The organism is Intrasporangium mesophilum (genome assembly GCF_054783095.1).
The window spans coordinates 148,376-163,860 of record NZ_BAAGRF010000016.1; the positions used below are offsets into that span (position 1 = coordinate 148,376).

Here is a 15,485-nt window from a genome sequence, read left to right on the forward strand (position 1 = left end):
CATGACCCAATCCGCCCGCACTGCCGTGGTGCCCGACCTCCGGGGCCAAGGCAAGAACCTCGGCCTCGCAACGCTGGCCTTCGCCATCACGTTCTGGGCCTGGAACCTCGTCGGCCCGCTCGGGGTGCGCTACACCGAGCAGATGCACCTGTCGAGCACGCAGAAGGCGCTGCTCGTGGCCACGCCGGTGCTCGTCGGGTCGATCGGCCGCATCCCGGTTGGTGCCCTCACCGACCGCTACGGCGGGCGTCTGATGTTCCCGATCATGACGCTGGTCACGGTGCCCTTCGTGCTCCTGCTCGCCGTCGCCGGCAACATCGGCTCCTACGGCATGATGCTCGTCGTCGGCTTCTTCCTCGGCATCGCCGGTACGACGTTCGCGATCGGCATCCCGTTCGTCAACGCGTGGTACCAGGCCGACCGCCGCGGGTTCGCCACCGGGCTCTTCGGCGCCGGCATGGGCGGGACCGCGCTCTCGGCGTTCTTCACGCCACGGTTCGTCCAGTGGTTCGGCTACACCGCGACGCACATCATCATCGCGGTCGCCCTCGTCGCAGTGGCCGCCATCTGTTGGTTCGGCATGCGGAACTCTCCGCTCTGGAAGTCCAACACCGACCCGGTCATGCCGAAGCTGCGTGCCGCGGCCGCCCTGCCGGTCACCTGGCAGATGGCGTTCCTCTACGCCGTGACGTTCGGCGGCTTCGTGGCCTTCTCGACCTACTTGCCGACCTACCTCAAGGACATCTACTCCTTCAACCTCACCGACGCGGGCACCCGCACGGCAGGCTTCGCGATCGCAGCCGTGGTCGCCCGCCCGCTCGGCGGCATACTGTCCGACCGCATCGGGCCGCGCTCGGTGCTCGGGATCTCACTGGCCGGCACGACCGTCCTCGCCGTCGTCCTCGCCTTCGAACCGCCGCTCGAGGTGCCGGCCGGCATCTCGTTCGTCGCCATGGCCTTCTTCCTCGGCCTCGGCACCGGCGGCGTGTTCGCCTGGGTCGCGCAGCGTGCGCCGGCCGAGCGCGTCGGCACGGTGACCGGCCTCGTCGGTGCCGCCGGTGGCCTCGGTGGGTACTTCCCGCCGCTGGTCATGGGCGCGACCTTCGAGAAGGTCTTCGCCGGCTACGGCCTCGGCCTGGTCCTCCTCGCCGTCGTCGCCGCGGGCGCGCTGGTGTTCACCTACGCCGGCATCCGCGACAAGGATCGCACCGGTTCGGCTGCGGCCACCGGCGCCACCAAGACCGCCTGACCGCTCACCCGCCCCCGCAAGTCGAGTGGGCGCCCCGTCCCACCCGCCCCACGCCCCACCCGAAGTCGAGTGAGCGCGCCGTCCCACCAGGCACACGGCACACACGGCCTCGTGTGACCAGAGTGACGGGGCGCTCACTCGACCTGGGGATACGACGGGCACGGGCCCTAGCGGGGGAGCCGGTACGGCGTCTCCAGGTCGTTGGGCATGGGCACGGTGTCGACCCACGAGGTGCACCTGGCGTCCAGCGAGCACGCCTGAAGGCTGTTGCTCGCGGTGGGTGTCGCGTAGCTGACCACGTTGACGCCGACCCTCCCGTCGGGCAGGAACACGCTCAGCTGCGGGAAGACCGCCCCCGCGATGCGCAGGCTGATCCGGCCGGTGGCGACGTCCAGCACGTCCACCTGGGGGGCACCGAAGCCGTCGGCGCCGATGGGGTAGCCGACGAGCAGGTCTCCGTCGTCCGAGAACCCGTCGGGCACGAACCGCCCGCAGCTTTCGGCGATGGTCCGCTTCGTGGCGAGGTCGAGGATCTCGGTGCACCCGGTGGTGAAGTTCGCGTCGTGTGTCCACAGGGCGCCACGGCCGGCGGCCTCGTTGACGGCGTTGAGCACTCCGGAGTCGGTGTACCGGTCGATGACGTTGCTGTCGAGGTCCCAGACGTAGCTGCGGTCGACGTTGCTGTTGGCGAGGTACACCTTGTTGCCGACGAGTCCGACGAGGGTGACGTCGCGGCGAAGGTTGTCCTTCTGTGCGATGACCGCGCCGTCGACGGTGTAGGTCGTGATGCGGGCGTCGGACCCAGCGTCAGGGCGGCTGCCGTAGACCCCGGCGTAGACCGTGAACCATGTGCCGGAGTCGTTCGCCTTCACCTGTGCGGAGCGACCGATGGGCAGGTCCGCAAGCTTGCGCACCGTGGATCCGTCCGGTCCGACGATGCGAAGGGATTCCGGCTGACCCGGCGTGGAGTCGATGACGACGCCCCGGCCCGCGCTCAGCGGCACGTACGACCACGGGTCGCCGACGTCGAGAGTCGCCGAAGTGCCTCCACGGTGGAGGGTCTTGCCCTGGGTCCAAGCGGTGTCCGGAGCCGGGCCGCTCGGCGCGCTCGACGCGAGGCTGACCGTCCGCACCGGCGGGCGGTTGTTGTCGGCAGCGGTGACGCCGGATCCCGTTGGGCCCGTGGGCGGCTGCCCGGTGGCCGTGGAGGTGCCGGCGGTCCCCGACGTGCTCGTCGGCGGGGTGCTGGTCGCGGGCCCCGAGGTGGGCGGGGGTGTGGTTTGGGTCGGGACCGAGCTCTGCCCGGTTGCGGGCTGGGTCGTGCCGGGGACGAACGGCGGCTCGTCGGGGGAGCGCAGACTGCTCCAGGCCAGCGGCGTGGCCACGGCCAGGGCAGCAACGGTGGCGGCCACGCTCGTGGCAATGGTGCGGGTGCGCCGGATGCGACGGGAGCGGACCACGGAAGGGCCGGTGAGGTCGGTCGATGCGGAGACGGTGTCGAGGCGGCCGCGCAGGGCCGCGCCGAGGCGGGCCTCGAGGTCGTCGGGCCGGAAGCCGGTCGGGTCGGTAGTCATGCGGGGACCTCCTCGAGCTTGGTCCGGAGCGCCGCCAGGGCTCGGTGGGTCTGGCTCTTGACGGTGCCGACCGAGCAGCCGAGGATCTCAGCGGTCTGTGCCTCGCTGAGATCCTCGTAGAAGCGGAGTGCGATCGCGGCGCGCTGTCGGGGTGGCAGGGCCAGCACCTGCCGCCAGAGGTCGTCGTCGAATGGCGCGGACTGGGGGCCGGCGTTGGAGTCCGAGTGGGCGGTGTCGAAGTCGAGACGCTCACGGTGCCGCCACGCCCGGCGCCACCAGCTCGCGTGCTCGTTGACCATGACTCGGCGGACCCAGGCCTCGATGGCCTCGGTCTGGCGGATGGTGTCCCACTTCAGGTAGAGCCGGGCGAGGGCTGTCTGGGTGAGGTCCTCGCCGCTCATCCGGTCACCCGTGAGGAGGTAGCCGAAGCGCACGAGGGCGTTCTGCCGCGCGCGGACGAAGGCGGCGAAGTCCTCCTCGTGTCCCTGCATGGTGTGAGCCTCCTCGGCCGGGTCCCCCTGCGGACCCGTTGCCCCCATGACGCATCGGCGCCGCGTCAAGGTTGCCTCGGTCCCGGAAAACGTATGCCGTCCAGTCCCTCGCAGTCCCCCCGCGCGCCACCCCGCAACACACCCGGATGTCGTCAGGTCGCGATAGTTGCAACCATGCGCACCTGCAGGTTTCCGGGTGTGTTGCGGCGGCTTGGGTTCAGTTGTCGGCCAGCACGATCGGCCAGTCGTAGGTGTCGCGTTGCGCGGCGGTCACGCTCGCGGGCAGCGAGTCGATCGAGCATGGGGTCGGGAAGGAACAGGCGGCGAGGGCCTGGCGCGTGGGCGCCTCACGGTCGAGCAGCGTGAAGGTCAGGCCCTTGGCGTCGTCAGCAGTCCACGACGGCGACCATGCCCCGCCGGTGAGGGTCACCCGTCCCTCGATCCTGCCGTCGTCCGTGCGCGCCGACTTGAAGCCGGTCGTGCCGGCGCCGTCGGCGACCTCGGGGCCGACCACGATGTTTCCGCCGCCGCCGAAGTGGGTCGGGGCGAACGAGCCGCACGACCACCAGTTGACGCGACCCGCGGCGAGGTCGAACATGCCGTAGCAGGTGTGCCCGGGGTCGTAGTCCTGCTCGGGCCACAGGATCGCCAGACCCTTGAGCTCGCTGATGTCCACGATGCTGCCGGACGTGACGTCGCGGGTGTTGCCGCTGGCTGGATCCCAGGCGCGGGTCTTCGAGTGGCCGGACCCGTCGACGACCACGAAGTAGACGGCATCGCCGAAGAAGCCCCGGACGGTCACATTCGGGTCGCCGACCGCGAGCGACGCGAGGACCGCGCCCCGCGCGTCGCGGAGGCGAATCCTGCCCGTCCCGTCGACCGTCGTGAACCGGGTGCCGTCTCCGCTGGCCTTGATGTCTTGGACGTCCGACAGCCGCAGGACGATCGCGTCGTTGGAGTCGATGACGTACGTCGGCCGGGTGCGCCCCTGGGCGGGAGCGTGGACGAGCACCCCGTCCTGCGCGAGCATCGCGAGGTACTGGATGCCGGACGCGACCGGAAGTCGTCGTTCCGCCCCACGGAAGTAAAGGACGTCACCCACCGCGTATGCCGCCTCTGGGCTTCCGTCCCGGGGGCCGAACCCCAGCTCCTGTGCGTTCACGGGCGAGGCGTTCGAGTCCTTGGTCGGTGCTGCGGCCGGCTGGCTGGCCGGCGGAGGGGTAGATGTGGCCGGCGGACTACTCGTCCCGGTCGCCGACCGACTGGGCGGCGTCGTCGGGGCGGTCTCCGTCGGCACGCTGCTCGTCCCGGAGCTGGACGATGTGGGAGTCGTGATGGCTGGGGCGGGCGACGGGCCAGGCCCCTGCCGAGACCAGACGGCGGGGGTGGCGACCGCGACCACGGCCACCGCCGCGACCGCACCGAGCACGGCTCGGTTGCGCATCGTCCGACGCCGCGTCGCGATGGCCAGCGGAGCGAAGTCGCCCGGCACGTCGACCTTCTCGGCGCGCTGGCGCAGGAACGCCTGCAGCTCGTACTCGCGCTCGGGAGTGGTGGTCATGACGTGACTTCCTTCATCTTGCCGCGCAGGGAGCTGATCGCCCGGCTGGTGTGGCTCTTGACGGTGCCGACGGAGCAGCCGAGGATCTCCGCCGTCTGGGCCTCGCTGAGGTCCTCGTAGAAGCGCAGGACCACGGCCGCACGCTGCTGTGGCGCGAGGCTCTGGACCTGGGCCCAGAGATCGCCGTCGTGAGCGACGTCCGGCACCGCCGCCGGGTCGATCACGCGGATGAGGTCGCTGTCGGTGCGCTCGCGATGCCGCCACTGGCGGCGCCACCACGAGGTGTGCTCGTTGACCATGACCTTGCGCACGTAGGCGTCGGGCGACTCCACTGTGCTCACGCGGTCCCAGTGGCCGTACACCTTCGCCAGCGCCGACTGGACCAGGTCCTCGGCGTTGTGCGGGTCACCGGTGAGCAGGTAGGCGAACCGTGCGAAGGACTTCTGCCTCGCGCGCACGTATGCCGTGAAGTCGGCCTCGCGCTCGGTGCTTGACACTGACGTTCCCCTGTTCGGTCGGGCGTGATGCTCTCTGAACGCGCTGGCACCTCATCCGGTTGTCATCGAACGTTGTGCTGGCTCTCAGAGACCGTCCAGGGGCTGCCCGATACGTGCCGGCGAAAGGGGAACGCCCGGCCGAGCAGTGAGCTCGACCGGGCGCCGGGGTCAGTGTGTGCTGGGAGTCAGCGCGGCGGCATACGGAGCGCGCCGTCGAGGCGGATGACCTCGCCGTTGAGCATCGGGTTGTCGACGATGTGACGGACCAGGCTGGCGTACTCCTCCGGGTTGCCGAGGCGCGACGGGTGGGGGACCTGCTTCTCGAGGATCTCCTTCACCTCGCCGGGCAGACCAGCCAGCATCGGCGTCTCGAACGTGCCCGGGGCGATGGTCATGACGCGAATCGCCTTGTCCGCCAAGTCTCGAGCGGCTGACAGAGTGAGCCCGACGATTCCGCCCTTGCTCGCGGCATACGCAGCCTGCCCGATCTGACCGTCGTATGCCGCGATGCTGGCGGTGTTGACGATGACCCCGCGGTCGCCCTCGAGCGGCTCGTTGTCGAGCATCGCCGCGGCTGCGAGGCGCATGACGTTGAACGAGCCGACAAGGTTGATGTCGACGACGGTGCGGAAGGTGTCGAGCGCGAGCGGGCCGCCGCGGCCGACGACCCGGCCGGGCGTCGCAACTCCGGCACAGTTGACGGCGACGCGAAGCTCACCGAGGTCCTTCGCGGTCGCGACCGCCGCCTGGACCTGTTCCTCGTCGCGGACGTCGGCCGGGCTGAACACCGCGCTGCCAGAGCGGCTCGCGTTGAGCTCGTCGACGAGGGCGGGCGCTGCCGACCCCTCGAGGTCGAGGATGACGACGCGAGCACCGTCGGCGACGAGACGCCGTGCCGTGGCCCCGCCGAGGCCCGACCCGCCTCCCGTGACGATGGCGACTGCGGACGAGTTCAGCTGCATGGCAAGGCCTTTCGGGTCTTCGGCGTGCTGGGGTGGCTCAGGGGCTGGTCAGCGGGCGAGTAGGTGTCGAGAGATGACGAGGCGCTGGATCTGGTTGGTGCCCTCGAAGATCTGGGTGACCTTGGCCTCGCGCATGTAGCGCTCGAGGGGGAAGTCCTCGGTGTATCCGGCACCGCCGAGCACCTGCACTGCGTCGGTCGTCACCCGCATCGAGGCGTCGGTGGCGACGAGCTTGGCGACCGCTGCTTCCTTGCTGAACGGGCGCCCGGCGTCGCGCAGCCGGGCGGCGTGCAGGTAGGTGGCGCGTGCGGAGGTCACGGCTGCCTCCATGTCGGCGATGAGGAACGCGATGCCCTGGAAGTCGGCGATGGGTCGGCCGAACTGCTCCCGCTCCTTCGCGTAACCTGCGGCAGCGTCGAGGGCTGCCTGCGCGAGTCCCGTTGCGGCAGCAGCGATTCCGAGCCGGCCCGAGTCAAGTGCCGCAAGCGCGATCTTGATGCCGTCGCCCTCCTTGCCGACGAGGCGTGCGCCGTCCACCTTCACGCCGTCGAACATCACCTGCGCCACCGGGTCGCAGTGCAGGCCCATCTTCTTCTCCGGTTCGGCGAACGTCAGGCCGGCAGCGTCGGCTGGCACGACGAAGGTCGACAGACCCTTGCCGCCGTCGTCGGACGTGCGGGCGAAGGTCGTGTAGTAGTCGGCGTGGCCGGCGTGGGAGATCCAGGCCTTCGTGCCCTTGAGCGACCAGCCGTCGCCGTCGCGGGTCGCCCGGGTCGTCATCGAGCCGATGTCGGAGCCGGCGAGCGGCTCGGAGAGGCAGTACGCGCCGAGGTGCTCGCCGGAGAGCATGTCGGGCAGCAGGGCCTCCTGCTGCTCACGGGTGCCGTACGTCGCCACCGGGTATGCCGTCAGGCTGTGGACGCTGACCCCCACAGCCACGCTCATCCACACCGAGGCGATCTCCTCGACGACCTGGAGGTAGACCTCGTAGGGCTGGTCGGCGCCGCCGAACTCCTCCGGGTAGGGCAGTGACAGCAGGCCCGCACGACCGAGCGTCCGGAAGGTCTCCTCCGGGAACACCCGAGCCCGCTCGGCGTCGTCGACCTCGGGGGCGAGGTCCTTGCGGCAGATCTCGCGGGTGAGCTCGATGAGGTCCGTTGCGTCGTCGGTGGGCATCAGCCGCGTTGCTGGCATGGCCAGATACTAGGACGTCCGAGCATTTTTGACCAAAGGGCGAGAAAGGTCGGAGCTGGGTGCGGACCGCGCTCCGGTCGGAGCGTTCCTCGGCCTTCCATGGCCCCCGAGCGTCGCCCCCTTCCGGTCGAGTGAGCGCTCGGTCACTCTGGTCACTCTGGTCACGGGGCTGGTGGGGGCTGGTGAGACGGGGCGCCCACTCGACTAACTCGACCGGGCGTTTCGGGACGCTCACCCCTCTCGTCGAGTGGCCGTGTGGTCACTCTGGTCACTCTGGTCACGGGGCTGGTGGGGCTGGTGGGACGGGGCGCCCACTCGAGTTTCGCGGGCGGCCACCTTTCGACGAGTGGAGCGCTCGGTCACTCTGGTCACGGGGCTGGCGGGGCTGGTGGGACGGGGCGCCCACTCGACGTGGAGATTCGGGGGACGCGTGGGGGTTGACGGGGGCGGGCTGAGGTGTTGTAATCAATCAACTGATTGATCAAGGAGTTGATTGACAATGTTGTTCGTGCCGACGTCCGAGGCCGAGCTGGACCGCGCGTTCGCGGCCCTCGCCGACCCGGTTCGTCGCGCGATCGTGGCCCGGCTCAGCCGGGGTCCGCTCACCGTCAACGAGCTCGCCGAGCCGTTCGACATCAGCAAGCAGGCCGTGAGCAAGCACATCCAGGTGCTCGAGCTCGCCGGCCTGGTCACCCGCACCCGTGAGGCGCAGCGCCGGCCGGTCCATCTCAACGGAGCCCGGCTCGAGGCCCTGACGGCCTGGATCGACCGCTACCGCCTCATCCACGAGCAGCAGTACCGCAAGCTCGACGCCCTCCTCGCCGAGGGGACGTCCTCGCAACCGACACCACCAAGGAGTGACCCGCAGTGACCAGCACGCCCAGCACCCCCAGCACCGCCAACTCTCTGTCCATCTCCGCCCCCGAGGGCGAGCTCTACTTCGACATCGCCCGCGAGTTCGACGCACCCGTGGCCGACGTCTTCGAGGCGCACCGTGACCCCGAGAAGATCTGCCAGTGGCTCGGCCCGGACGGCTACGACATGCGGATCGACCGCTACGACTTCACCAGTGGCGGCGGCTACCGCTACGTCCACACGAACCCGGCCGGCGAGGCGTTCGGCTTCCACGGTGTCTTCCACGCCGTTCGGGAGAACCAGCTGGCGATCCAGACCTTCGAGTTCGAGATGGTCCCGGACGTCGTCGCCCTCGAGACGCTCGTCTTCGAGGACCTCGGCGACGGCCGCACCCGCCTGCGGATCCACTCGGTCTACCCCAACCAGGAGTCGCGCGATGCCATGACCCAGAGCGGCATGGACCAAGGGCTCACCCAGGGGTACGCACGCCTCGACGCCCTGCTCGCGGGCGCCACGGCCGACGCCACGGCTGACGCCACGGGAGCCTGATCGTGGACTGGACCCTCGAGGTGGTCATCGTGCCGGTCAGCGACCTGGACACGTCGATCGCCTTCTACCGCGACCAGGTCGGGTTCGACCTCGACCACAACACCGAGATGGGCGAGATGCACTTCGCCCAACTGACGCCCCGGGGCTCGGGCTGCTCGATCGTCCTGGGCAACCTGCCCGCGCAGAACGAGATGGCCCCCGGCTCGCTCAAGGGCGTTCAGCTCGTCGTCGCCGATGCAGAGGCGGCCCGCGCCGAGCTGGTCGGCCGGGGCGTCGAGTGCTCGGAGATCACGGTCATCGACCCTCGCGATGGCGGGACCTTCTTCGGCTTCTCCGATCCCGACGGCAACTCGTGGGCCGTCCAGCAGCTCACGGTGCGCGCCGACAAGCCGCTCATCCCGCACGAGTACCGCGGCCGCTTCGGCGAGGGCGTCGAGCTCTGAGCCGCCGACACGCAGACCGATCGCAGACTGATCCGCAGACGAATCTCCGTCTGCGGATCAGTCTTGCATTCGGGGCGGGCGTCGTCAGTGGCCGTGCACCGCGTTGACGAGGTCCGGCAGGAGGACGGCGGCGTCCGGCGTCCCGAGCCCGGTGACCGGGTCCCAGCCAGTCGTCGCCGGGTAGCCCGGGACCCCGGCCGCGGCGGTGTTGTTGCCGAGCGTCACGTCGTGGAAGTCCGCGGCATACCGTCCGGCGTCGCTGCCGATCCGGTAGAGACCGTCGTTGATCGGTCCCAGCCCGCCACCGTTGATCTGGTCGGCGATGGCGACGAGACCGGCCCACTCAGGGCTCGACAGCGATGTGCCGCCGATGTCGTACCAGCCCGTGCTGCACGGCGCTGAGCCGCAGATCAGGCCGCTCAGGCCGTCCGGGGGCAGCGTCAGGTAGACCAGAGCACCGGTGCCGGCGCTCGCCTGGAGGGCGATGTCCGGAACGCCACGCTTGGTCCCGATCGGCGTGCTCTGAGCCGGAAGGGTCGCCTGGTAGTCGGGCTTGTCGAACACGTGGCTGAAACCACCACCGGAGAACGTCCAGCCGACCTCGGCAGCGCCGGGGTGGCTCGTGCAGGCGGTCGGCGGGTGCGCACTGTCGACCACGCGGCCCGACGTCGCGAGCGCGTCGGTGCACAGGTAGGTGCCGCCGACGCCGGTGACGAGCGGGTCGGAGGCCGGCCAGCCGACGACGGGGACCGGGATGACCGGCCCGGCGTTGGGGCCGCCCACCGGCGCCTTCATCGTGCCCGAGGAACCGTCGTCACCGGAGGATGCGAGCACCGTGACGCCGTTCTGTGCGGCGGAGATGAACGCGTGCCGAAGGTTCAGCAGTGACTTCGCACTCCCGAAGGCGTCCTCGGCCGAGCCGAAGCTCTGCGTGATGACGTTGGCCAGGTGGTGATCGACGACGTACTGCTCGGCCGCCATCATCTGCGGGAAGCCTTGCACGCCAAGGGTTTCGGAGTTCGGCGTGGTGACGAGGAGGATGTTGGCCCCGGGCGCCATCGAGTGGGCCGTCTCCACGTCGAGCGAGACCTCGAGGGCCCAGGCCGACTTGTCCTGCAGGCCGGGGCTGTTGCTCTTGGACGGCGGCGCCTTGGTCGCGGGTGTGCCCTGCAGTGCCAGCTGGCTGAACGTCGGCATGTTGCCCGTACAGCTCACGCCTTCCTCACCACACATCGGCGGCAGACCGAAGGCCTGGTCGTAGACATGCAGGTCGTGGGCCATCGTGTCGCTGCCGTGGGAGTCCACGACAGCGATGGTGATGCCCCGGCCGTCCTGGTGCTGGTCGATGAGTGCCTGCACGTCGTATGCCGCCCGCGTCGAGGTGGGCGTGAAGCAGCGGCGCCCGACCGAGATGCACTGCGCCTGGGTCGGCGGTGTCGTCGAGGTCGAGATCTGCTGGTAGTCGGACACGGAGGGCCGTAGGGCCGGGTAGGCGGCCTTCGCGGCGGAGGCCGAGGTCGCGGCGGATGCCTGCGACGCCGACCCGGTTGATACGGCGCCGCTCGTGGCGAGGCCGAGTGTGGCGAGCGCGAGGGCGCCGGCGGCGGCCACGGCTCTGGGGTGGGTGTGAATCATGGTTTCTCCGAAGCTCCCCGAGTGGACGTGATCGGTGGATCTGACCCTTCGGCTGGCCGGCGCGAACCCTCGGCCAGGAGCCTCGAGCGGACCGTCAGCGCCGACAGTCGACCCGCTCAGCCAAACCCCGCCACGCCGCCGCCACCAGCGTTCACCAGGGATTCTGGGCAAACTCCCATCGGGCTCCCATCCAACGCGCAACCTGCACCGAGTGCTCACCCGGGCGGGTATCCACAGCCCCGACCGACCGGCATACGGCCCGGCACGCCCAACGGCATACTGAGCCCATGACGAACGTCGACCAGAAGCGGGTCCTCACGACCGCGATTCCCGGCCCCAAGTCGGCCGCCCTCCACGCACGCAAGGCGGCCGCAGTGTCGGCCGGGGTGAGCACCGGCCTGCCGGTCTATGTCGAGAGGGCCGGTGGCGGCATCCTCGTCGACGTCGACGGCAACCAGCTCATCGACTTCGGCTCCGGCATCGCCGTGACGACCGTCGGCAACGCCGCGCCGCGCGTCGTCGAGCGTGTCACGGAGCAGGTCCAGGACTTCACCCACACGTGCTTCATGGTGACGCCCTACGAGGAGTACCTGCTGGTCTGCGAGGCGCTCAACGAGCTGACCCCCGGCGACCACGAGAAGCGGTCCGCCCTGTTCAACTCCGGCGCCGAGGCGGTCGAGAACGCCGTCAAGGTCGCCCGGCACTACACCGGCCGCAACGCCGTCGTCGCGTTCGACCACGCGTACCACGGCCGCACCAACCTGACGATGGCGCTCACCGCGAAGAACATGCCGTACAAGCACAGGTTCGGGCCCTTCGCGGGCGAGGTCTACCGCGCTCCCATGAGCTACCCGTTCCGCTGGCCGGGCGGCCCCGCCGACTGCGCCAAGGAGTCGTTCGACGTCTTCGTCCAGCAGGTCCACGCGCAGGTCGGCGAGGACAACGTCGCCGCCGTCATCCTCGAGCCGATCCAGGGCGAGGGCGGGTTCATCGTCCCCGCACCGGGGTTCGTCAAGCAGGTTGCGCAGTGGTGCACCGACAACGGCATCATCTTCATCGCCGACGAGGTGCAGACCGGCTTCTGCCGCACCGGTGACTGGTTCGCCAGCGAGCACGAGGACGTCGTGCCTGACCTCATCGCGACCGCCAAGGGCATGGCCGGCGGCCTCCCGCTCGCCGGGGTCACCGGGCGCGCCGAGATCATGGACGCGGTCCATGGCGGCGGGCTCGGCGGCACGTACGGCGGCAACCCCGTCGCCTGCGCCTCCGCCCTCGGCGCGATCGAGACGATGAAGGCGGAGGACCTGTGCGGCCGGGCTCGCCAGGTCGAGGCGATCTTCATGCCGCGCCTGACGGCGCTCGCAGCCAAGTACCCGCAGATCGGCGACATCCGCGGCCGTGGGGCCATGCTCGCGGTCGAGCTCGTCAACGGCGGCGGAGACCTGACGCCGAACGCCGCGCTCACCGCAGCCATCAACAAGGCCTGCCACGCCGAGGGGCTCGTCACCCTCACGTGCGGCACCTACGGCAATGTCTTCCGCTTCCTGCCCCCGCTCGCCGCGGGCGACGAGCTGCTCGCCGAGGGCCTCGACATCTTCGAGCAGGCCTTCGCCGCGTCCGTCTGAACAGCCCGTCTGAACAGCCCGTCTGAACAGCCCGTCTGAACAACCCGTCTGAACAACCCACGTATGCCGTGAGGCCCGCCACCGGTCGGGAGCGGGCCTCACGTTGTCGCTAGGACGGAATCCGCCTCAGCGCAGCCACGTCTTGATCGTCATCGACGTGCCGCTCTGCGACTCGACGAGGACGTTGACGCCGTTGTTCGGCACCTTGACGCCGGTGTACGGCGTGTCGGCGAACCAGAACTGCGCGTTGTCCGCGAAGAGCGGGCGCGAGACGGCACCGTTGACCGGGTAGCCCACGCCGTTCTTGTGGTAGACGAACGAGTCCGACTTCTCCTTGGAGAACGGCGCGTCGTAGCCGGCCACGCGGGCCCGCAGGAACGTGCCGTCGGCCAGCTTGACCGGCGTCGGGTTCGCGTCGACCGGGAGGATCAGACCCTCACCCGGGTGGTCGCCCGTGTTGTTGTTGGACTGCGACAGGTCCCAGTAGCTGATGAGCAGGCCGTCCTGGTACGGGAAGTGCTCCACCAGGTCGGGCTTGCTGTTGAGCCAGCCGAAGTTGTACGGGCCGCTCTGCAGGTACTTGTCGAACGAGACGTAGTCGCGGTGCGAGGCGATGTAGTAGTTCGGGTAGTCAGCCTCGATGGTCGCGCCCACTGCGGAGAAGCCGTCGGCCGTCCAGCCCTCGGCGCCCGACTCGGCACCGGACTGGAACACCGTCGACCCGCCGGACACCAGCTTGACGTCGTCGGCGAAGAAGCCCTTGCCGCCGGCGGCCGGGTCGGTCGTGTAGCGGAAGCGCAGGCCCACCGTCTTGCCGGCATAGGCCGACAGGTCGAAGGTCGCGGGCACCCAGCCCGAGCTCATGCCGTCGATGCCGTTGCCCTCGCTGGGCTTGGTGATCGAGCCGGCCAGGACGGTCCACGGAGCCGAGCCGTCCTTGACCTCGACGTAGGCGTAGTCGCACGGGTCGGGACCGCAGTCCTCGATGTCCCAGTTGGCCTGGAACGTCAGGGTGGCGGCGCCCTGGCCGAGCGTCACCTCACGCGACAGGGTGTGCGTGAAGCTGTTGCCGCGCCCGCTCCACCACGACTTCGAGCCCACCGCCAGGGCGACGAGGTCGGTGGTGACCGTCTTGTCCGGCAGCACGACGATGGCGGCCTGCTTCTTCGCGGAGTTGTACTCGTGCGGCCCGAGCTCGGTCTTGACCGGACGGGCGTTGGGGACGACGACGTCGTAGTCGAGCCAGCCGAGCATCAGCTTCTCCCAAGCGCCGAAGTCGGAGCCACGCGAGCCGATGGACTGGTCGTTCGGGCCGGCCTGGCGGCTCTGCGACATCATCGACCACCAGTTGACGCCGTTGTCGGCGCCGGTCGTCGTGTCGTAGAGGTCCGGCAGGCCCAGGTCGTGGCCGTACTCGTGGGTGAAGACCGACATGCCGCCGTTCTCCGGCTGGATCGTGTAGTCGCCGATCCAGACCCCGGAGTCACCGATCTGGAAGCCACCGAACGGGTTGAAGGCGGGGCCGACTGTGCCGTTGAAGATCTGGTTGACGTACCAGCGGTGCGACCAGATGGCGTCCTCGCCGTAGTACGGGTCGCCGTCGGCCTGGTCGCCACCGGCGTGCACGATCTGGAAGTGGTCGATGTAGCCGTCGGGCTCGTTGAAGTTGCCGTCGCCGTCGTAGTCGTAGCGGTCCCACTGGTCGTAGGACTTGAGGTCGGCGATGACCTCGGCCTTGGGGCGGCCCTTGGCGATCTGGTCGTTGTACCAGACGTTCGCGGCGTCGTTGACGAGCGCCCACGTGTTCGTGCAGACGTTGCTGGCGCACGGTGAGCCGTTGGAGCGGCCGTACCGGGCCTGGTTGTACCTGACCTTGACCCAGTCGGAGACCGTGCCGTCGATGCTGTAACGGCCAGAGCTCTGACGCTCGTACCACTCCTTGACGGTCTCCTGGGTGCCACCCTCGCCGATCGTCCCGCCGTCACCGAAGTAGAGGTTCTGGAAGTACTCGCGGCTGTAGTTGGCGTTCCAGTTCGTCGAGTTGTCGACCGACCGGTCCGGCTGGGGGATCTGGTTGTTGAGCGGGCCGTCGAACAGCACCGGTCCGGGCGTGTTCGGGTCGGTGTCGCGGTCCGGGTACCTCGGGTCGCGCTCGTTGCCGAAGTCGGTGAGGATGACGAAGATCTTGTCAGTCCCCTCGCGGCTGAGCTCGACGTACTCGTCGCTGCCGCCGCCACCCTTGCCCTTGGCGAGCTTGGCGACGGTGCTCTTACCCACCTTCTCCGGCTTGACCTTCCCGGAGATGACCTCCTTCAGGGCCTCCTCCTTGAGCGCCCTGCGCTTCGTCTCGGGCGGGCTCGACAGCTCGTCACTCGACTGCGGCTGCTGGTCTGCCGCCTTGACCGCGGGCGCGACCGTCGGCGCAGCGCCCACTGACGGCGCTCCGATGGTCACCCCCACCCCGGTTGCCAGCGCGAGGCTGAGCAGCCCCACTGACGTCCTTCGCACGGATCCTCCTCGATCGGCGGTGTGTTGCCGCCGGTGCGCGCGACGTGCGACCCCGTTCGGAGGTCGCACGTCCTGGTTGATGGATGGGCCTACGGTTCCCCGCGCAGCCCGAGGGAGAGACTTCCATCGCCGGGCTCGTCAGCGCCAGAGGACAAATCGCCCATTCTCGTGGTTTCTTCAGGGTGCACTCGGCGAGTTCCGATGAAACAGGTGTATGCCGCGCCCCACCTCGGCGGCCCACCCGCAGCCCCAGTCGAGGGGGCGCCCCACCCCACCCGTCCCGGTCGAGTGGGCGCCCCACCCCACCCGTCCCGGTCGAGTGGGCGCCCCACCCCACCCGTC

Annotated in this window: 13 protein-coding genes; 5 read left to right on the top strand and 8 right to left on the bottom strand. The window is 69.7% G+C overall.

Going from position 1 to position 15,485, the window contains the following annotated elements; genetic code table 11:
• The first annotated feature begins 1 nt into the window (after position 1).
• On the top strand, positions 2 to 1,249 hold the full coding sequence (locus ACYVLP_RS15790; RefSeq protein ID WP_460628295.1) for a nitrate/nitrite transporter: 1,248 nt from the start codon (positions 2 to 4) through the stop codon (positions 1,247 to 1,249).
• A 167-nt stretch (positions 1,250 to 1,416) separates the two neighbouring features.
• Here ACYVLP_RS15790 and ACYVLP_RS15795 read toward each other — a convergent pair whose 3' ends face one another.
• The 6 genes from ACYVLP_RS15795 to ACYVLP_RS15820 form a co-directional block, all read right to left on the bottom strand.
• Positions 1,417 to 2,823: a hypothetical protein gene (locus ACYVLP_RS15795; RefSeq protein ID WP_460628296.1), complete on the bottom strand. Its 1,407-nt coding sequence runs from the start codon at positions 2,821 to 2,823 to the stop codon at positions 1,417 to 1,419.
• Positions 2,820 to 3,314, bottom strand: coding sequence for a SigE family RNA polymerase sigma factor (locus tag ACYVLP_RS15800; RefSeq protein WP_460628297.1), 495 nt, complete (start codon positions 3,312 to 3,314; stop codon positions 2,820 to 2,822). The genes ACYVLP_RS15795 and ACYVLP_RS15800 overlap by 4 nt, the downstream gene beginning before the upstream one ends.
• Positions 3,315 to 3,531: 217 nt before the next feature.
• A complete protein-coding gene (locus tag ACYVLP_RS15805; RefSeq protein ID WP_460628298.1) occupies positions 3,532 to 4,875 on the bottom strand; it encodes a hypothetical protein in 1,344 nt (447 codons plus the stop codon).
• Positions 4,872 to 5,372, bottom strand: a complete 501-nt coding sequence (locus ACYVLP_RS15810; RefSeq protein ID WP_452267363.1) for a SigE family RNA polymerase sigma factor — start codon at positions 5,370 to 5,372, stop codon at positions 4,872 to 4,874. The genes ACYVLP_RS15805 and ACYVLP_RS15810 overlap by 4 nt, the downstream gene beginning before the upstream one ends.
• Positions 5,373 to 5,557: 185 nt before the next feature.
• Positions 5,558 to 6,334: an SDR family NAD(P)-dependent oxidoreductase gene (locus tag ACYVLP_RS15815; protein ID WP_460628299.1), complete on the bottom strand. Its 777-nt coding sequence runs from the start codon at positions 6,332 to 6,334 to the stop codon at positions 5,558 to 5,560.
• Positions 6,335 to 6,382: 48 nt separating this feature from the next.
• Entirely contained in the window at positions 6,383 to 7,528 is a 1,146-nt protein-coding gene (locus ACYVLP_RS15820; protein ID WP_460628300.1) for an acyl-CoA dehydrogenase family protein, read from the bottom strand.
• A 508-nt stretch (positions 7,529 to 8,036) separates the two neighbouring features.
• On the opposite strand from ACYVLP_RS15820, the gene ACYVLP_RS15825 reads away from it, so the two are divergent.
• The 3 genes from ACYVLP_RS15825 to ACYVLP_RS15835 are packed head-to-tail and all read left to right on the top strand — an operon-like array spanning position 8,037 to position 9,375.
• Positions 8,037 to 8,399, top strand: a complete 363-nt coding sequence (locus tag ACYVLP_RS15825; protein WP_460628301.1) for an ArsR/SmtB family transcription factor — start codon at positions 8,037 to 8,039, stop codon at positions 8,397 to 8,399.
• Positions 8,396 to 8,932 (top strand): SRPBCC family protein, encoded by a 537-nt coding sequence (locus ACYVLP_RS15830; RefSeq protein WP_460628302.1) that lies wholly within the window; start codon positions 8,396 to 8,398, stop codon positions 8,930 to 8,932. Before ACYVLP_RS15825 ends, ACYVLP_RS15830 begins: the two co-directional genes overlap by 4 nt.
• Before the next feature lie 2 nt (positions 8,933 to 8,934).
• The gene (locus ACYVLP_RS15835) at positions 8,935 to 9,375 is read left to right on the top strand and encodes a VOC family protein (RefSeq protein ID WP_460628303.1); all 441 of its coding nucleotides are present in this window, start codon (positions 8,935 to 8,937) and stop codon (positions 9,373 to 9,375) included.
• 84 nt (positions 9,376 to 9,459) lie between these two features.
• Here ACYVLP_RS15835 and ACYVLP_RS15840 read toward each other — a convergent pair whose 3' ends face one another.
• Positions 9,460 to 11,010, bottom strand: coding sequence for a S53 family peptidase (locus tag ACYVLP_RS15840; protein ID WP_460628304.1), 1,551 nt, complete (start codon positions 11,008 to 11,010; stop codon positions 9,460 to 9,462).
• A gap of 287 nt (positions 11,011 to 11,297) precedes the next feature.
• Here ACYVLP_RS15840 and gabT point away from each other — a divergent pair, with 287 nt between their 5' ends.
• Complete coding sequence (gene gabT / locus ACYVLP_RS15845; RefSeq protein ID WP_460628305.1) at positions 11,298 to 12,635, top strand: 4-aminobutyrate--2-oxoglutarate transaminase; 1,338 nt, start codon at positions 11,298 to 11,300, stop codon at positions 12,633 to 12,635.
• A 126-nt stretch (positions 12,636 to 12,761) separates the two neighbouring features.
• Here gabT and ACYVLP_RS15850 read toward each other — a convergent pair whose 3' ends face one another.
• Positions 12,762 to 15,143 carry an immune inhibitor A domain-containing protein gene (locus ACYVLP_RS15850; RefSeq protein ID WP_460628306.1) on the bottom strand — a complete coding sequence of 794 codons (2,382 nt, stop codon included), beginning with the start codon at positions 15,141 to 15,143 and terminating at the stop codon, positions 12,762 to 12,764.
• Between the last annotated feature and the right edge of the window lie 342 nt (positions 15,144 to 15,485).